Below are 20507 nucleotides of genomic sequence, written 5' to 3' on the forward strand. Positions count from 1 at the left end.
GCTTCTGCGGTGAAGGAGCCCCCATTCTTCAGACGCTCAGATGAAACCGGCCATTCAGCGTGGCCGCGTCGAAATTCTCCGGCGAGCCGTGAGCGGCCGCCTCGTTGCTACCAGTATGTTTGTCACCAAAGACTCAATACATAGGGAAAGTCTCAAAATTCACTTCACTGCTGCAGGCGACGCAAAGGCGCGGCATGCGGTCCCACAACGGCATCCCACGTTGCCATTCAAATGAATACGGGGTCCCCCAACAGGGCAGTTATCCGCCCGCGCCCAGCCAACTCAGCAGCACCCCCGCACTTGCGTACTGCCTGACTACTGCCTGGTATCCATCAAATCGACTCGAAATTTCGCCAATCTGATTGTTGTAGTGTTCACTTTCTGAAGACAGGACATCGAGCAACGTACGCCGCCCAAGGTGATACCACTGTTCGTAGAACGCCGCGCGAATCTTGTCCGACTCCAGAGACAGACCACGATAGAGATCAGCGCGATCGGCGAGCGAGCGAGCATCCTGGTTCGCTGCACGAATACGGTACTCAAGGTCCTGCACCTGTTGCTCGGCAGCCATCCAGCCTGCTTGCGCGCGTTGCCGCGCGGCTTGCTCTGATGCACGGCCTGCGCCACCGCGAAACGCGGACCAGGACAGCGTCACTCCGGTCTGCCATGCAGACTCACGCCCATAAATGTCATCGCCGGTACTTTTGCTCACCACCCAGTTGACCTGTGGCAGAAGCGCAGAGCGCATCGCATCGGCCTGCATATCCAACGATCGTGCCGAAGCTCTGGCCTGCAGCACGGCGGGATGCCGCAGCGATGTGGCCAGCAGCCAGGGCAACTCAGGCAACCGAATATCCCAGTACTGCGATCTCGGAAGGTTTGGCAGTGCACGGTCACCCACCATCCGGCGCAGGTTGATCTCGATGTCACGTGATTTGGAGTCTGCTGCGCTACGCGAGGCTTCGGCCTGCAGCAATCGTGCCCGTGCCTGGGTCAGCTCACTTACCCGACCGGGATCATCAGCAACGATACCTTCAAGCATCTTTACCAGCTCCGCCATACGATCGACATAGCGCTGACTGGTTTCGACAACGATACGTTGCTTGGCGAGTTCAACCAGATTTGAGGTCACTTCGTAAGCCGAAAACTCCATCTGCGCCTGCACCGCAGAATCCGCGGCGTCAGCAAGATAGCTGCGACTTTCGATGGTCTTGCGAACCCGACCCCAGTCCAACAGTGTGGTGGTTATACCGAGGCTCAGCGATGGATCACTGAACCTCGAAGCGGCGTTTGAGCCAAACTCACGGGAAAGGCCGCGAGCACTGATATCCAACTGCGGATAGCGCTGACCTTTTGCCTCGGAGATATCGGACTTGGACGCTGCATATTGCGCCAACGCACCGGCTACCGCCGGACTGCGGCCATTCGCAGCATCAACCATACTCAGGAACATGCTGCGCAGCTCAACCTCTGGCACCTCGCCCATTCTTGCAACTGGTGTGGCCAGAGCAGCGGCATCAGTCACGGGCAGCGATGTGCTCAATGGTGCGATCGGGGCGACCAGAACCTCAGCCGCCACCGGAGCAGCTTCGCTGGAAACATCCGGCACACCTATCCGTAGCAATGGAAGGCGTTCGAGCACGAGTACATCCTCCCTCGGCCCATCGGATACTGGAACCGCCAGGCTTTCGCGAACCGATCGCACGACAACGGACGTTGAACTGGCTCTCTCCGCACCGGCACCGTGCCCGCCCAGCTGTGCAGCGAAAGATCGCGCGCCGACATTTGCGCCACCGGAAACGTTTTCCGGGGCGACCTGCTCGAATTGAAGAAGCTCATCTTCAGCAATCGCTTGCCCACTCATGACCGCCATGCAAGCCAATGCGATGGCTGTGCAGGTGACAACGGGTCTGTGCGCTGAACCTCTCCCATTGAAGGAGGGGTGCCTATCTAAAGTTCTCATCCACTACCTCAAAAGTACTCACTTCCCGAACAGGGAAGGCCGTGTGCTTGGGAAATGCCCGGCCTGACTGGAATCTGGACGTCGAAGCGCAACGGTCTCGAGCCTCCTTTGCCGATTCCGGCTGCCAAGCAACGCGTGCGCCCGTACGGCATCTTCAGAAGCAAACCGCCCAATCGGGCGCAGCTTCGTCATGCGCAAGCGTGGAAAACGCTCTTCCCAGAAGCATTTGAGGCGTTCTGGGCGCTTGCGACCTTCGGATAAACGCATCCCAAGCAACGTTGAAGGCTTCGATCACAGCCTTCGATGGTGTCGCTGCGGCCGCTGCAATGGAACACTGGAGCTTACGTTCCCAACACACCGCTTCTACGCCCCGAATCCATTCATACGAAACCTGCGTTGCGACCTCGCCAGAACATAGCGACCCCGCGGATGACAAAACCTTGATCGACGCGATGCCCACGGACCAGTCATCCGCGCGCCTGCATCTGGAAGATGCCGGAGTAGAAGGGGAGACAGCACTGAGCGCCATCCACTGAAACCACCTTTGGACGTGACCTCTGCTGGATCCAACCAGAGAGCGGGTGGCTAGACGCACCGCTCCAAGACGAGATACCCAGTGCCCAGACTGCGCCGCACGAGCCTCCTCTCGAGATGCACGAGAGTGTTCGATAGGGACGTCGGAAGAACCCGGAGAGTCTTGTGACTACCCTCCGGGCCACTCTTCCGTCAAACGGCCATATGCTGCTCGAGCGAGTAGTCCAACCCAATCGCGGCAACCGCTGACCAGTCGTTGCTTTCCATCACGTGATTGCCGCTGACAGCCCAGCTCTCCCGGGCCTCTGCTTCGATGGACAACGTTCGGTAGACAGCCTGCCCTGGATCACCCACTGTACCTCGCTGCGCAGTGTCCTCGCTGAAGAACTCAATCCGCGCTTCAGCCAGCAGCTCCTGCGCCGAAACAGGCAGCTCCGCGCTTCCATTGTCCTGCGCGGACCTCATCGCCATCGCGACGACAACCACCCATTCGTCCGAGGCGTCGCTTACGTTGCCTGCCACATCGAACGATTGGAAGGTAAAGCGATGTTCACCGTACGCCAAGCGCTCTGCGGTGTAAGTCCAGCCGCCAAGCTCATCGACTGTTGCGAAGCCCACTTCCTCCCCACCCTTGAAGACGATGATGGTCGAGCTCGGCTCCGCCTTGCCGACAAAGGTAGGGGTTCGGTCATCGGTGGTCTGACCGTTCTCAAGGTCCCCCATCCACGCACCAACGTTATCCCTTACAGCGTCGATGATCGGACGATCAGGAGCAATTGTGTCGACACGAACAGCATAAGTGTTGCTGGCAGCGCTCTCGGCCCCCCCCAGACTCACGGCGATCGCAGAGAACCCATGTGCGCCTTCACTCAGTGCGACTTCCGGTGTAAAGCTCCAGCGCCCGTTTTCGCCTACCACGGTACTCCCAAGAAGAACTGCGCCTGACCTGATTTCAATGAGCTCCCCCACCTTTCCGGTTCCGTTGATGGTGGGATTCGCATCATCCGTACTGCCTCCACTCTGGAGAATGCCTATGTACTCACCTACGTCATCCCTGACATTGGTGATTCTTGGCGCGGTCGGGACCGACGTATCTACGACGAGTTCAAAGGTATCGGAACGCACGCTCAAGTTTCCGGCTGCATCCATTGCTTGAATGCTCAGTGCGTGGCCGCCATCGGCCAGAGCCGCGGCGAGCTCGAGCGCCCACTTGCCGTTGGCATCTGCCACAGCACGGCCCAGCTCAAGCTCTCCGTCCATGATGATCACGATGCAACCAGCCTCGGCCCTACCACTAATGGTCGGCCGGGAATCATCGGTGATTCCACCCGCGGCGACATTGCCCTACGGGCGCCCTCATCGTCATATACCAGATCAATCATCGGCTTGCCTGGCGCAACCGTGTCGATCACGATATCGAACACAGCCGATGGCTGACTGATGTTTCCAGCTTTGTCAGCGGCTTTCACGGTGAACTCGTGCGCACCGTTGGGCAGTGAAGGGTTCGGCGTATAGCTCCAATCCCCCTTCTCGCCGGCAGTAACGCTAGCCAGCAAGCTGCCCTTGTCGTAGATGTTTACCGTACTGCCAACCTCAGCCTTTCCGGATAGGGTCGGCGTGCCGTCATCCGTGCTTTGCCCCTGTTTCAGCGCACCTTGGTGCACACCTACATTGTCAAGTATCTGCTCAATCGTGGGCGTGGCTGGGGCGGTCAAGTCAATGGTGAAATCGAATGCAGCGCTCTTCGCGCTTTCGCCATTGGTCGCGGTGGTCACGGTTGCTGACAGGCTATGCAGGCCTTCGCTCAGCCCAACGCTCGGCGTTAGGCTCCATTTGCCATCGCTGCCGGCCAAGACCTGCCCCAGCAGCGTGCTGCCTTCATATACCTTCACTGTACCGCCTGCGGTGGCCACGCCATGCAGCGTCGGTGTGGGGTCATCGGTCACACCCTTCATACCGATCTCACCTTTGATGGTGCCAACATCATCGACGGCGCCATCGATGCTGACGACGATGACGTTGGTGTTGACTTCGAATCCTATCGCAGGCGACTTCGGACCAACGTTGCCAGCCTTGTCCACCACTTCGTAATTCAAACTGTGCTGCCCATCCACGAGCACCGGAGAAGGCGTGAATTTCCAGTCGCCGCTTGCATTGGTTTGCACACGCCCGATCACCGCCCCTCCGTCATAGATCACCACGGTCGCGTTGGCTTCGGCCTTTCCCACGAAAGTTGGCGTGTTGTCGTCGGTCACCGTTCCGTTGCTGATCTGCCCGGTGATCTGGCCTACGTCATCCCACAGCGTCGCATCCGCCGGAAGCGGCTGCACCGGCGGCGTGGTGTCCACAATGATCGGGTATGGGCCGGTAAGATCACTGACGTTCCCCACTGCACTGGTGGCCTTGGCCGTAATGTTGCGCAGCCCGTCGACGAGGTCGGTCGTTGGTGTATAGCTCCATTCGCCGTTTGTACCAACAAGGGTACTGCCAACCAACGCGCCGTCGACGTAGATCGACACCTTCGTTCCTGCCTGCGCGGTACCAATTACTGTCGGGCGGGCGTCGTCGGTAACATCGCTCTTCTGCAAAACACCCGTTACCAAGCCGACATCGTCAACCACCGAGGTGATTGCCGGTGCAGCGGGCCGCTCGGGGCTGCCCAACGTCAGCTCGAAGATGCTGGAACGCGCACTGGTATTGCCTGCGGCATCGATTGCTTCTGCAGTCAGCTTGTGTGGACCCAGTCCCATCGGCAAGAACGGTTCAAACGACCACTTTCCTTTGGCGTCGGCAACGGCATGCCCGATCTCCAGGCCGTGATCCCTGATGACTACCTTGGCATATGCCTCGGCGCTACCGCTGATGGTCGGCTTGGAATCGTCCGTCCAGTCACCCGAATTGAGAGCACCGGTCTGACTGCCTTGATCGTCGATCACCAGTGAAATCACCGGCGATGCCGGTGGAACCGTGTCGATTGTTATGGAGAAACCGTCTGACTGCGCACTGGTACTCCCCGCTTTGTCCTGTGCGGTAGCAGTAAACATGTGACCACCGTCCAACAGCGGCGAACTCGGAGTGAAGCTCCACTTGCCTGCAGCATCGGCGACGGTATTGCCCAGTAGATTGCCGCTGTCGTAGATACGAATGGTGGCGCCGGCTTCGGCCTTGCCGGACAACGTCGGTGTCGTGTCGTCCGTGCTCTGCCCTTGGCTCAGAGCGCTCTGCAACGTCCCCCTGTCGTCATACACCTGCTCGATAGTTGGCTTGTCCGGGGCTGTGATGTCGACAGTGAAAACAAATGGGGTGCTCCGGCCGCTCTCACCCTTCGCCGCAGTAGTCACCGTCGCGGCAAGGTTGTGGGCTCCTTCGCTCAGGCCAACTGCCGGTATAAGCTCCCACTTCCCGTCCACACCCGCGGTTGCCTCGCCCAACAGCACTTGACCTTCGTAGACCTTGACGGTGCCACCGGCAGTAGCCGTACCAAACAAGCGCGGCTGCGTGTCATCAGTCACGCCGCCACTCATGAAGGTTCCCCTCACAAGGCCGACATCATCCTCCGCTGCGTAGATTTCTACCAGCTCAGGACGTGTATCAACCAAAAACTCAGTCGCAGAAGACTTCTCGCTTGCGTTCCCGGCACGATCGACCACAGCGTACTCGAGGATGTGCAAGCCATCTTCCAAGCCCGTACCGGGACTGAAACTCCACTTGCCATCGGCACCAACCAGCGCCCGGCCCAGCTCCACGCCCTTGTCATAGATGACAACGGTCGCATTCGCTTCCGCAACGCCATCAATGACTGGTCGACTGTCATCGGTAGTGGTGCCATTGCCTATCTGTCCCTGGATGCGCCCCTCATCATCCTTCATGCCAATGATGATGGGAGTGTCGGGCGCAACTGTGTCGACAAAGATGACATACGGGGCAGACACGTCGCTGAAGTCGTCGGCTCCATATTCATACATCACGGAAATTACGTGACGGCCATCGGCCAGTGGCAGACGCGGCACGAACGACCACGTCCCATCTGCGCCTGCCTGGGCAATACCGATGAGTTCCGCACCTTTGTAGATATGGACCAGTACACCGCTCTCTGCCTTGCCGACGATCCTCGGGCTGCCGTCATCGGTAAACCCGCCATTCGGGATGTTTCCCTGAATTGCCCCCTTGCCGTCCAGAACGCTGTCAATAGCAGCCTCCCGCGTTCGACCAGAGGCGACAGCAACACTCACGTCCCGTGCTTCGGAGACATCGCTGCTACCGCCTACGGATGCGCTTTCATCCTGGCGCCCGTCATCAAACGCGAAGACGTCCTTCGGTGTACCGCCGTTGCTATCCGCCGCATCACGCACGACGTCCACGTCCGCCAGGGGATTGGCTGCCGATCTGCGCGTCGCAGCTATCCCGACTGCGAAATCGACCGGTGCAACGTCAGCAGACTCCGCGACGGGAACAACGGACAATGCGACCATCGACGGTGCTGACTCATACCCAGCAGCAGATGACAGAACTGATCCATCAACCGCAAACAGTGAAGAACTCAGCACGGCGGTGGCAGGACTCGACGCCAGTTGCAGCAACGTCCCCCTCGCATCTTCCGCCGCGAAGGCTTTCGTGGCTTCATCAGCAACCAGTCTATAGGGCTGGTACTTCCCGTCGGTGCACAAGCCAAACAACTGCGCATGGCTGACAAAGAAATCTTCGATAGTCAACACGTCCTTCACGGAACCATCCGACTCCTCAGCCAGCAGCAGGTTCATCTCCGCGCGCTTGATGATCATGCCATCCGCTGCGCCCCGGCCATCGGCGGAAGCAAGAACATAGCGGCCGCCGACCACGGCCTGGATACTGGGCGGACCATTCGCACCCACGCCCTGCAGAACAAGGGTCTGGGCAACGGAACCTCCATTCAGCACAGATAAGATAGCAGCCATTTTTCGATCCACCTTTGTAGTTGATTTACCTAGCGAAACTGCAGCTGAACTCACACCCAGGAACACGAATTCCATGGGGCGCTTTCTAATTTTCTACAACACCCTGCAAACCCAATAAGCGCAGCGCGTGCTTCCTCACTTGCAAAACGCGCATCCCCACAATTCCTTGGGCCCAACTCGGGAGCGCGCGATGCAAGGAACGAATAGCAAGTCCCTAATCACATTATGTTTTCCAAACAATTCGCGGCATGTAGGAGAACCCTCAAGTTCATGTCGCGAGAACTACCATTGCGACCAGGTTGGTGCCGCCACGTATGAAAGAACGGCAAATGGAAGCACTGAATCGGACATCACGGGTAAAAGCAGCTGCACCCCTCCGTGGCATAGCGAAACCGGCATGTTTTCGTTGGAAACAAGCAGAAACCCTGGCAGTAGTGGGCAGCCTCCAAGCATCTACTCTGCCGAACCAGCCTCCTACTCCAACAGCCGTAAGCTTCAGCGGTCCAGCCCCGAGCCTCATGTATCCATTTACCCCGACCCTACAACCGCGGTTACAGAGAGTCCGAACCGGGCTGCCCGATACCCTGTTCAATCAATCAATTGCTGATCGAACAGATTGGCGTCTTCAGTCGTACTGCGAGTCCAGCTATCGGCTCCGCCTTGCATATCCCTGGTATTTATCGCCCAGCTGTCCTGCAAGATGCCTTGGTCGAAAAGACCCAATGCTGCAATCGAGAATACTTTTGCGGTGCCAGCACCGGTGGTTGCTGGGTTGAACATGTCCACTTCGCCATCCACCAGCAGCTCGTTCGCTGAGAACGATGCTTCCACCCCGCCGGTACCCAGCGAACGGACTGCTGCCGCAACTACCACACTCCAAGTCTCCGATACGTCACTCAAGTTTCCGGCAACATCAAAAGCCAGGAAGGTAAACCGGTGCTCGCCATACGCAAGTGGATCCGCTGTGTACTTCCAATTGCCATTCTCATCTACTGACGCGAAGCCCACTTCCTCGCCATGATTGAAGACCATGATGGTCGAGCTTGCCTCCGCCCTTCCAGAGAACGTAGGCGTCCTATCGTCGGTGGTCTGTCCGTTCTCAAGATTTCCGGTCCACACGCCGGCATTGTCATGAACGGCTTCGATGATGGGCGCATTGGGAGGGACGGTATCAACGCGAATCTGATAGGCGTCGCTGATTGCGCTTTCAGCACCACCGGCGCTTACCGCGACAGCTGTGAACACACGCACCCCATCTGCCACCGGCGCTGCAGGAGTGAAGCTCCAACGACTGTTGTCACCAACCACTACCGTGCCAAGCACGTTCCCATCCATGCGGACTTCGATGGTTTCGCCGGCTTTTCCATTGCCGTTTATCGTCGGCATGGCGTCGTCGGTTGTTCCACCATTGAGCAGGATGCCTGTGTACTCACCAACGTCGTCGCGTATGTTGGTTATTTTTGGCGCAGTGGGAATCGAGTCATCAACCGAGAATGTGAACTCGCTGGAAGACGCGCTGCTGTTGCCTGCAGCGTCGATCGCTTCAGCTATCAACTTGTGCTCTCCAGCTGCCAGTGCCTCAGCCGGCTCGAAGACCCATTTTCCATCCGAATCTGCGACGACACGACCAATTTCGGTTCCGTGATCCTTGATGACCACAGTGCTGTTCGCTTCGGCCTTCCCGCTGACGGTCGGAATGGCGTCATCAGTCGTCTCGCCCTGGTTCAGATTGCCGGTCTTGGAGCCCTTGTCGTCGTACACTACCTCGATGACCGGCGCATCCGGCGGGAGCGTGTCGATCACAATCCCAAACACAGGCGACGCCTCGCTCTCGTTACCTGCCTTGTCCTGTGCCGTTACCGTGAAGTCGTGCGCGCCATTGAGCAACGGCGGGCTCGGGGTGAAGCTCCAGTTGCCACTGGGGTCGGCCACAACACTCCCCAGCAGGCTACCCTTGTCATAGATGCTTACCGTGGTGCCTGCATCTGCCTTGCCAGACAGCGTCGGCGTGGCGTCGTCCGTATGCTGCCCCTGACCCAACGCGCCCTGCGAAGCTCCGACATCGTCGTTGATCTCTTCAATCGCGGGAACATTCGGCGGGGTCAGGTCGACGGTCAACTCAAATGGACCAACGCGCTCGCTCTCACCATTTGCAGCGGTGGTGACCGTCGCTGTCAGGCTGTGCAGACCTTCACTCAGCGGTACGACAGGAGTGAGGCTCCACTTGCCTTCAGCATCGACCACAGCCTCACCCAGCAGCGCGCTGCCTTCGTAGACCTTGACCATACCGCCGATAGTGCCCTTTCCATGCAAGGTCGGAGTAACGTCGTCAGTTACGCCGTTCTTGCCGATTTCGCCAGTAATAGTCCCCACATTGTCGAGTGCGCCGTCGATACTGACCTTGACGCCTGTGGTGTCGACCACAAAGTTGATCGGGTCCGACTTCGGACTCACGTTGCCGGCCTGGTCCACTACTTCGTAGCTGAGACTGTGGCTGCCGTCGCCCAGAGCCGGTGACGGAGTGAAGTTCCAAACTCCATTGGCGTCGCTCGGAACGCGACCAATCTCCTTGCCGTTGTCATAGATGATCACGCTACCATTCGGTTCACCCTTGCCCTCGAAGGTCGGGGTGGCGTCATCGGTCACTGTGCCATCCAGGATCGGGCCAGTTACGCTCCCTGCATCGTCAAGCAACACCGCATCGTCTGCACTCGGCTTGTCTGCAGGTCTGGTGTCCACGTTGATCGGATACTGTCCAGTCTCTGGACTGACATTGCCAACGCCATTGATAGCCTTGGCGGTGATGTTGTGCAGACCGTCAATCAGGTTGGCGGAGGGGGTGTAGCTCCACTCGTCATTTGCAGTTACCTCGGCGGTGCCGGACAGCACACCATCAATGTAGATCGACACAGTCGTGCCAGCCTGAGCGGTACCGTTGATGGTTGGGCGCGCGTCATCGGTGACAGCATTCTTTTGAATGTTTCCGGTGATATCTCCGACGTCGTCGACGACTGAGATGATCGCGGGTACCGAGGGAGCCACATCCGTGACCACCTCCAGATTAAAGCGATCGGACGGCAACGAGGTATTTCCCGCCTTGTCCACCGCCTCAACCGTAAACCCGTGCTTGCCGATGGACAACGGCTTGGTCGGCTCAAAGCTCCACTTGCCATCGCTACCGACCGGGGCACGTCCGATCTCCACGCCCTTGTCCTTGATGACGACCGTGGTGTTTGCCTCAGCGGAACCCGCCATCAGCGGCTTGCTGTCATCCGTGGCAGCGCCGGGCGATAGATTGCCGGTCACATCACCCTGATCGTCATACACGGACAGGATCAGTGGTTTGTTGGGAATTACGGTGTCGACGTTGATGCTGAACGTCTCCGACGGCTCGCTCGCATTTCCTGCCTTGTCCACGGCAATCACATCGAACTCATGCACACCGTTGCTCAGCGGGGTGGTCGGAGTGAAGCTCCAGCTGCCATTTCCATCAGCCACGGCAAAGCCCAGCAGGCTGCCGTTGTCATGGATGCGCACAGAGCTTCCCGGCTCGGCCTTGCCTGCAAGCGTTGGGGTGGTGTCATCGGTATGCTGGCCATCGACCAGCTTGCCCTGGATGCTGCCGACGTCATCGGTAATGCTGTCGATACGCGGCTTGTTCGGTGCGCTCAGGTCGATGACGAAATCAAACGGACCAACATGTGCACTCTCACCATCGACGCCGGTGGTGATCGTTGCGGTCAAGCTGTGCGGGCCTTCATTCATTGGAACCGATGGGGTCAGACTCCATCGTCCATCAGCGTCGACCACAGTCTCACCCAGCAACGCACCAGCTTCATAAACCTTGATCGTGCCCCCGATGCTGCCCTTGCCATGCAGGGTCGGGCTGGTGTCGTCAGTCACGCCATTCTTGCCAATTTCACCGGTTACGGTGCCTGCATCGTCAGTTGCACCGTCAATGCTGACCAGCACGCCTTCGGTGTTGACTAGGAAGGTGATCGCATCCGACTCCGGGCTGATATTGCCCGCTTGATCCACCACTCTATAGCTGAAGCTGTATTCACCATCTTCCAGCGCAGGCGACGGTGTGAAGGTCCAGCCACCATTCGCGTCACTCGACACTTCCCCGATCTGCTCGCCGTTGTTGTAGATGATCACACGGCCATTGGGCTCGCCCCTGCCCATGAAGGTCGGGGTAGCGTCGTCGGTCATCATACCGTCGGTGATATCACCGACGATCGCGCCCTCGTCGTCCAGCAACATTGCGTCGCCGGTACTCGGCTTGTCCGGGGCCTTGGTATCCACGTTGATCGGATACCTGCCGGTCTCCGGACTGATGTTTCCCACGGCATTGGTAGCCGTCGCGGATAGGTTGTGTGGGCCATCAGCGAGATTGTCGGCAGGTGTGTAACTCCACTCACCATTGGCCGCGGCCATGACAGTGCCGGACAGCACACCGTCGACATAGACCGAAACGGTCATGCCCGCCTGCGCGGTGCCGTTGATGGTCGGGCGTGCATCATCGGTTACTCCGTTCTTCTGGATATAGCCGGTAGTGTTGCCGACGTCGTCGACAACCGAAGTGATCGCAGGGGCTGCGGGCGCCCCCGGGTGGACGAGTACCAGGTCGAAGCGATCCGAAGGCGCGCTGGACGTGCCAGCCTGGTTTACAGCTACAGCTGTCAGTTTGTACGTACCCAACGCCAGTGGCAGTGAGGGCTCGAACACCCAACGGCCATCCACGCCTACCGGTACGCGACCTATCTCAACGCCGTCGTTCCTGATGATGACGATGGTGTTTGCCTGAGCGCTGCCCTCGATGGTCGGCTTGGCATCGTCAGTTGCGTCACCCGAGCCCAGGAAACCTGTCTGGCTGCCGTGATCGTCGTATACCGTCTCGATGACGGGCTTGTCCGGTAACCGGCTATCGACGTTGACCACGTACTCGTCCGACGGCTCGGAACTGTTGCCGGCCTGGTCAGTGACCACGACTTCAAAGACGTGCTCGCCTTCGCCAAGTGCCTCTTCCGGCGTAAAAGCCCAGGTACCGGTATCGCCCACCTGCACTTCGCCGATGACCTCGCCATTGTCGATGATGGTGACGGTGTCGCCGGCGTCGCCCTTGCCCGACAGCGTTGGCTGGGTATCGTCGGTAACACCACCGTTGGCGACAGGACCGGTGACAGCGCCGTGATCGTCAACAACGCTCTCGATACCAGGATTGGCCGGCGGCGTGGTGTCAACGGTGATAACGAACTCATCGGACGGACCGCTGCTGTTGCCGGCCGGATCGGTGACCACCACTTCGAAGGAATGCTCGCCTTCGCTCAAGGGTTCTCCCGGGGTGAAGGTCCAGGTGCCGTCTTCGTCAACTTCCACTTCACCAATGACGTTGCCGTTGTCGATGATGGTGACAGCATCACCTGCGTCGCCCTTGCCCGACAGCGTTGGCTGGGTATCGTCGGTAACACCACCGTTCTCGACGGGGCCGGTGACAGCCCCTTGATCGTCAATGATGCTCTCCACGCCCGGCTTGGTCGGCGCGGTGGTGTCGATGATGATCACGATTTCGTCAGACGGATCCGAGCTGTTGCCGGACGGGTCCTTGACCACGATCTCCAGCGAATGCTCGCCATCGCCCAGATCCGCATCCGGGGTGAACGTCCAGTTGCCATCTCCATCGACGATGGCTTCACCAATGACTTTGCCGTTATCAATCACGATGACCTTGTCACCAGGCTCCTGCCCCGAGCCACCCAGCGTAGGACGGTTATCGTCCGTCACATCACCTGGATTGATGCTGCCCTTTAGTGGACCCTTGTCATCAACTATCGAACCGATGCCCTTGTTCTCTGGCGCGATAGTGTCTTTTGGCTTTTTGCCTCCCTCCTTGTGGTGCTCGACTATCGCACCGCCGGCCAGCCCGGCAACCCCAGCCAGCACCCACGGCAACAAGCCAGCGCCTGCGAAGACCAAGCCGTCGCCGAAGCCAGCAAGCTGTGGGGACCCCAACGCCAACGGCGAGGACATACCTTCCATCAGGAATGCGGCGGCGCTGTCGGTATCGCCATCGGCGGCTACGTACTCGTGGTAGAGACCATCTTCACCCAGGCCGACCAGTTGGCTCTCAGAGCCAACGAAGTTCTCAATAACCAGCTCTGGCTGATCCAGATCGGAGCCCTCAAGTGCAACATGCAGATTCTTGCCTACGCGCTTGACGGTAATATTCTCCGGACCCATGCCATCGTCGTTCTCGGCAAGCAGGTACTGCCCACCTTTGACTGCCTTGACGCGAACAGACTTGCCGCCCTTGGCATCGGCCAGCGACTTATACAGGACAATGGCTCTATCGTTGACTACGGAAATACTGACGTTCATCGCTGAATCACCTGAATGATCATGACTTGATTGGCGGAGCCCATATAACAGGCGCCATATAATTTGAACCGACCGTCCAAGATCAGATTCATCAATGCAGGGATTATTGCCTTCGCGATTTCGCCCTTAAATAGGACGGGTCTCAAACCAAATCGGCTAATATAAAAAAGCAGAATAAATAAACTTCAACTTTCATATTTGAAACACGAAATATCCGCAATCACGCAAATGACCAACGCGATTTCCAGCGATAGTATCTTGCGCAGGGCTTGTTCAGCACAATAACAAAACGGTCTTGCAGCCGCGCCTCACCACCGTCGATATGTTCCGCAAATTCAACGCACTACGACCTAACTCCAACTGCGCCGCTGCCCGATAGACACAGCATTTGGGCGCCCCCCCCCAACATCACTCAACCAAACAGATAGCCACTCCTTGCGCCCCGCCCGACTTAAATATACTTGGCGACACCCAACATATTCGTCGTGACACAAAGCAGCAACAGTTCCATATTTGACACCAATGCAAGCTGGCAGCAACCAGCCGCCCGATAAACTCTAGCTGCGCATCCCATACATGACGACATATGCTGCGTTCCAACTGAGAGTTGGAAGCAAAATGGTTTCACATTTGATACCCGCGAAGGCAGCCCTGCGCTTTTCCACGCTTGCCTGACACGGCATTTGATCGAGAAACCAAGAAAGGCAGTGCAGCGACCGTTCGACCCGTAGGCGGGGCAAGCAAAGCCCCCCTGCGACTGTTGAAGAATATTCTGAAAACCCGCGAGACTCCTGCTTGCCGGCGCGCTACGGCGTAGCCCGGTTACAGAACTGTCGTTATTAAAGCATCGACCTGATCCGGACAGCCGATGCGGGCACTGTTGGTTGTAGAACGCAGCCCGATCACCGACAGTCCCAGATGGATCAACATGACTGGCAACACCTGCCCTACCTGTCTACCGGGAGGCAATCTGCCGATGTAGACGATGCGTGATCTCAGTCGTGTGCTGTCGCCGTCAACAACTACCGGCACCGTATCAACGGCGAAATGCAGCCCGACTGGGCAGAGTGCGCCAGGCGGAACACGAGGCAGCGGCGATGAGCCGCCGCTGCCTTTCTTCATCAGTAGGCCTCCAGTCTGTAGTCCTGCGTATCCAGCCAAAAGCCCTGCGCAGGATTGATGCCGACAACATTCACAACGATGTCGCCCCGGTCAAACACCAGAGTTGGCGAAGCGAAGAACTCATCCTCGGCTGCCACCAGGACCTCCGCTACTGCATCGAGAGCGGGTACAACAGACAGCTCTACAGCAGGCACCAACGCGGAGTTCGTCACCACCACATTCACACCTTGCTGAACCAGCAATTCCGCAGCCAGGGATGAATGTTGGAAGGATTCATACGTGACCCCCTCGATCACCATCGCAGCCTTCTTCACCCAATCTCCGTGATCGACGTTTCCGATGAGAAGGTCACTCAGATTTACCTTGTCGCCCGCATTGCCCTTGACCATCATCTGCACGCGAGCCGTGTCGCCGGCATGGAAGATGTTCGTGCCACCATTTCGTAGAACATCGGACAGATTCAGCGTCAGTGTATTGTTTCCGGCTCCTGTCAGATCAATGATTTCCATCGAACTGATCTTGCTACCCGCCGCGGTCAGGTCAAGTACATGGCTGGCACCAACGATCTTCAACGTGTCAGTTCCATCACCACCGTGAACCGCTGCAGTAGCCTGTCCAAAGTAGGTATGCGCATGCTGCGACATCGACACAACGTCGTTCGCCACCGAACCATAGAACGTCTCTGCCAGGAAATCGATCAGATTATGGTCGCGCTCGTCCGCCGTATGTGTCACCACGTATTGACTGAACAAATCCAAGGTCACATTTGCGCTCATCGCGATCACGGTGAATGATCCGATATCCGCCAAGCCTGTCTTGCTCCAACTGAAGGTTGCCACATGCCGTGCAGTTGCATCACCAAACACAGTCTGCTGGTGAAGAAGATTCCCGTTCACGTCGAACACTCGAATCTGCGCTCCCATGGCGTTGTCAGCACCACTCAGCCGCAGCGTAATCTGATCAGCTGGTTTGCTCAGTGTGAACGTTGCATTTGCCTGCTGGGCATCACTCAAAGTCAAACCCGCCAAACTACTGGTGGTAGCAGCGGTCTTGACCAAGCTACCGGTTGTGGTCACCGTGAAGCCGTTGCCAGTGTAGACATCTTCCAGCGGCGCTTGCTGCAGCGCATCACTTATCAGTGCACGGGCATACGATCCGGTGACGTTGTATGGTGCCGACAGCGCGCCAATGGAACCATCCTTCCCAATGATCTGCGCGGTTACCTTGAAATCGTAGTCGTAGCTCGCCGTAGAGTGCGTAACCGCCGCCGGTACATTGAGTGTGACGAAACCAATACTGATGTTAAGCGCGGTCAGAACCTGATCGTAAGTGCCGGTTCCCCACTGAATGTGCACTTTGTCGCCCGCCTTGGCGCCAGTAGCGGCCAGCGCCACAGTCATCTCCGAGCCATCCTTCGCCAACACCGAGGTGTAGATGTTCTCAGCCTCGGGAATGCTGGTGATGATTGGGGCTGCCAAAGCTTGAGCCAGGGTCACATCCTGTGCCAGCACCTGGGTGCCGTGGTTGGTTCCATCACTTATGCGCACCTGTATGTTCCAGCTGCTCGAATGTGCCGACATGTCGATGAAGGTCCAGTTCCTGCCGTGCGTAACCGCGTCCTGCCAGATGCTACCGCCATCCACTGATACCTGAACTTTCAGGCCCTTTGCCAGATGCTTTGACAGGGTTCCCGATACTTCCCGCCCTGCACTACCATCGGTAGTCAGGAGATCCCCCTGAACGCCAGTGTCCTTGCCCAACGCATCGATCTTCAGCAGATCACGTACGTGGGACTGCGAAAGAGCGATGTGCAAGTTGGCAGCCTGCGAAACACCACTGACGTCAAGCGCCATGTAGCCAAAGATCTCTTCCTTTGGGCTTTCGCCATGGTATAGCTGAATGAAATTTGATTGATACGTGTAGTCGCCTGCTTCGTGGCTGCCGGCCCCATGCATATAGACCTGCAGCGTGCCGTTTTCCGTCGTGATGCTGAGCAGGCCAGTCGCCGGCTCATAGACACCCTTCACGTTGGCACCGACATTCGTCATGACCAGCGAGTTGTTGGCTGCAATGCGGAACAGACCTCCGTCAAGACTGATCTGGGTCAGATACTCATTTCCATCTCTCGTCAGCTTGGCATCGTTGTCCAGCAGGTTGCCAGTGACACTGTCGCCGATCACCGACTCAAGCAGCACATCGGGCAATACTGCTGGCGAGGGAAGCTCGATGGCTTTCCCTCCTGTGGCCAGCCAATGGAACGAGTACCCGTAGTCCTTACTGAACGGCATCACACAGATCGGCGTGGACACGACGGGGGTGTCCAGGACTGCGCTACCCGTTGGATTGAGCAGCATTGCCTGCCACATTTCCGCAGTCGCCCGCAAAAGTTTGTTTTCCGCATCGCCGAGGATGAACACCTCACTCGGACCATCTCCCACTCGATGCCCTGCTTTGATGCTGGTTGCTGCCGCCTGAATTGCACTTTCGTAACTCGGCCCACCATCGGCAGACAGCGCGTCCACTGCCGCGATGAAGCTCGCATAGTCAGCATCTGCGTCGCTACTGAAGGTGTATTTCAACGGGGTGTTTTTGTTCATGCTCAGCAACGTCAACGTAACAGCTTGGCCGCCCGCAGAAACAAGATACTCGGCAGCCAACAATTTCAATGTTGCCTGCACGGACCGTATTGGCGCCCCAGCCATGCTTCCCGAATCGTCGACCACGACGATCGTGTTCACCGTCCTCCCCCCAAGGCCCACTGCACGCGGATGGTCATCGCCGTCCTGCACCACCACGAAGTCGAATCGATCCGATGGCATGCTGATGTTGCCCGCGACATCCATCGATTCCGCAGTGAGCCGGTGCGCGCCTTCTGCCAGGTTCAGCTGCGGCGTGAACATCCATATGCCATCTTCATCCGCCAGGACGCGGCCGATCTCGAATCCGTGATCCCTGATGATGACAGTGCTACCAGCCTCCGCCGTGCCACTGACGTCTGGCCGGCAGTCATCGGTCGCCTCCCCCATCGTCAGGTCTCCGGTCTTGCTACCGGCATCGTCGTAAACACGGTCAATGGTCGGCTTCTTCCCCGGAACGGTTTCAACAACGATCTCGAACACCTCCGAAAAGCCACTTAGATTGCCTGCCGCATCCTGGGAAGCAACGCTAAACCCATATTTTCCATCAACAAGCGCAGCCTCCGGTGTGTATGTCCACTTTCCGCTGGCGTCAGCAACCACGCTTCCCAATCGCATGCCGCCACTATGGATATGCACGATGCTGCCGGCTTCAGCCCTGCCGAGCAAGGTCGGTTTGTTGTCATCGGTGATTGCACGATTCTCCAATACGCCCTGCAGTACACCCACGTCATCCAGCGCTTGCTCGATGCTGGGATTTCCAGGCGCGGTCACATCCACGGTCAAATTGAACGGCTTGCTACGTTCGCTTTCACCCTTGGCGACCAGCGTCACTGTTGCATGGAAGCTATGCACGCCTTCACTCAGTGCAACATCCGGCGTGAACTGCCAGGTTCCATCGACGTCGGCCGTGGTCTGCCCCAACAGCATGCTGCCTTCGTAAATTTTCACAACGCCGCCGGCGGTGGCCGTACCAAACAACGTTGGCATGCTGTCATCGGTTGTGCCACCACTGAATATCTCGTCGATCAAGCTACCTACGTCATCCTCTGCGTAGTAGATGTTGATCTTCTCGGGACGGGTATCAACAACGAACTCGGAAACGGCGGTACGCTCGCTGCCGTTACCGGCGCGGTCTACAGCGGCGTAGCTCAGAATGTGCAACCCATCAGCCAACCCGGGCTCCGGCGTAAAGCTCCACTTGCCGTCTGCGCCGACCAGCGTGCGACCTATTTCCTTGTCCTTGTCATAGACAATCACCGTGGCGTTCGCTTCGGCGGTGCCATCGATGGTGGGACGATCATCATCGGTGATCGTGCCCGCAGCGATGGCCCCGGTAATGCGGCCCTGATCATCCTGCATGCGGGTGATGACGGGTGCATCGGGGACAGCTCGATCCACGACTATCACATACGGAGCCGAGAAGTCGCTGACGTCGCCATCCGGGTACTCATGGATGATACTGAACGCATGCCGGCCATCGAAGAGCGGCAGCTTCGGCGAGAACGACCAATCTCCGCTCGAACCGGCGACGACTTGACCGATCAGCTCCACACCGCGGTAGATGTGTACCAGCACGCCAGGCTCGGCCTTGCCCACGATCTGTGGCCTGCCGTCATCGGTATGTCCACCATTCTCTACCACGCCTTGAATCATGCCCTCGCTATCCAGGATGGCGCCGATGATTGGCGCTTCGCCGACAGAGCGCCCCGCGGCGGCAAAGCCCATTGGCGCGCTGTCGTCCACCAACAACCCTTTGGGTAGAACGTGCACAGCTTGCGCATCGTCCTTTACAACGGGAACGGAAGCCGTTTCTCCAGACTTGCTGAAGCCAATCACGTCATCATCCAAGGAGGATGAACCGGCGGTTGGCACACCCCCAAAAAGAGAACCAACAAGCACGTCATCCGCTGCCGCAAGGCTGCGCGCAGGCAGCGAAGGCCCAAACTCGCGGCCATCTCCATCATCCCACGTACTTCCCAAGGGAAAGTCACCGGCCGCTGCGGCCACAACCGACGATGCGTCATTGAATGCCGCAACTCCGGCTTCAGCGTATTCCACTTCGGCCAGCTCTCCGGCCGGACTCACAGCGAAGAGTGAAATTTCCGAAGAAACACCATCCCCCATCTCCGCGACACTGACAATACCCGTCTCGGTAATGGCCTGATAGTCGAGATACCCGCCATCGAGACTCAGGCCAAGCAATCTCCCCGCGTAGTCGTAGAAATTCTGAATTGCCAGTGATACCGGCGCAGATCCATCCATAGCCTGCTGCAGAACCAGACTGCCGCCAACGCGTCTGGCAGTGATATCTCCTGCGGCGGCTCCACCACCAATTTCCCCGAGCACGTAGCACGCGCCCTCCGCCGCGCTGAAATGCACCGCACTGCCACTCCCTGCAGCTTCAAGCCGCTGCGAGCCGATCACAGAGTCACCACCAATCATCGTTATCATCGCCGTCATTTCCATTCACCCGTTTTATCGCTTATGTAGAGACATCACGAAGCCACCTTGATGCTGACAACCAACTGTGACCCGTGAACTTTTTTGATGACCTGATCCATCTTCGGTTTCAACACAGAAACAGAATTGAACTAGTGCCCTACTCGCACTCAATTGGGCCTCCCATTGCCCAGGAGGCAGGCGCAGATACTCCACACACTGCTGCAACGACAGCTTCCGTCTTCCGCTACGACAATAGGCAAGAGGACCAAGCCCCCCTATAGGGATAGTCCTGAAGATCGGAATCAAGACAGCGCGACATCCACCGCACTTGCAGTTGTGACGAAACGCATCAACGCGAACCCATCCAACGTTGAACTCATCTTTCTACGCGCCTCGGTTTCACCGTGCTGTTCTACACGTAGCGCCCGAATGTCCATGACCCATAGATTCAAATCCTGGCGTAAACCTTACGCAGCATTGCGGCCATATCCGCGC

General features: G+C 57.9%; 6 protein-coding genes. All 6 read right to left on the reverse strand.

Translation table 11 applies throughout. The features are described 5' to 3' along the window. Positions 1-259 precede the first annotated feature (259 nt). Positions 260-1873 (reverse strand): TolC family protein, encoded by a 1614-nt coding sequence (locus ACVOMF_RS07690; RefSeq protein WP_481508750.1) that lies wholly within the window; start codon positions 1871-1873, stop codon positions 260-262. A gap of 816 nt (positions 1874-2689) precedes the next feature. Continuing rightward, positions 2690-3766, reverse strand: coding sequence for an Ig-like domain-containing protein (locus ACVOMF_RS07695; protein ID WP_481508751.1), 1077 nt, complete (start codon positions 3764-3766; stop codon positions 2690-2692). After that, positions 3763-7506 carry an Ig-like domain-containing protein gene (locus ACVOMF_RS07700; RefSeq protein ID WP_481508752.1) on the reverse strand — a complete coding sequence of 1248 codons (3744 nt, stop codon included), beginning with the start codon at positions 7504-7506 and terminating at the stop codon, positions 3763-3765. The genes ACVOMF_RS07695 and ACVOMF_RS07700 overlap by 4 nt, the downstream gene beginning before the upstream one ends. 513 nt (positions 7507-8019) lie before the next feature. Further along, positions 8020-13809 (reverse strand): Ig-like domain-containing protein, encoded by a 5790-nt coding sequence (locus ACVOMF_RS07705; protein ID WP_481508753.1) that lies wholly within the window; start codon positions 13807-13809, stop codon positions 8020-8022. A gap of 822 nt (positions 13810-14631) precedes the next feature. Next, complete coding sequence (locus ACVOMF_RS07710) at positions 14632-14931, reverse strand: hypothetical protein (protein WP_481508754.1); 300 nt, start codon at positions 14929-14931, stop codon at positions 14632-14634. After that, positions 14931-20030 (reverse strand): Ig-like domain-containing protein, encoded by a 5100-nt coding sequence (locus tag ACVOMF_RS07715; RefSeq protein ID WP_481508755.1) that lies wholly within the window; start codon positions 20028-20030, stop codon positions 14931-14933. Before ACVOMF_RS07715 ends, ACVOMF_RS07710 begins: the two co-directional genes overlap by 1 nt. Positions 20031-20507 lie beyond the last annotated feature (477 nt).

It is taken from the genome of Stenotrophomonas sp. STEN022 (assembly GCF_056760155.1).

What these genes read in the sequence shown, in the direction of transcription:
- ACVOMF_RS07690 (WP_481508750.1), bottom strand. Translation starts at nt 1,873, where the DNA reads ATGGCGGTCATGAGTGGGCAAGCGATTGCTGAAGATGAGCTTCTTCAA.
- ACVOMF_RS07710 (WP_481508754.1), bottom strand. Translation starts at nt 14,931, where the DNA reads ATGAAGAAAGGCAGCGGCGGCTCATCGCCGCTGCCTCGTGTTCCGCCT.
- ACVOMF_RS07705 (WP_481508753.1), bottom strand. Translation starts at nt 13,809, where the DNA reads ATGAACGTCAGTATTTCCGTAGTCAACGATAGAGCCATTGTCCTGTAT.
- ACVOMF_RS07700 (WP_481508752.1), bottom strand. Translation starts at nt 7,506, where the DNA reads ATGGAATTCGTGTTCCTGGGTGTGAGTTCAGCTGCAGTTTCGCTAGGT.
- ACVOMF_RS07715 (WP_481508755.1), bottom strand. Translation starts at nt 20,030, where the DNA reads ATGACGGCGATGATAACGATGATTGGTGGTGACTCTGTGATCGGCTCG.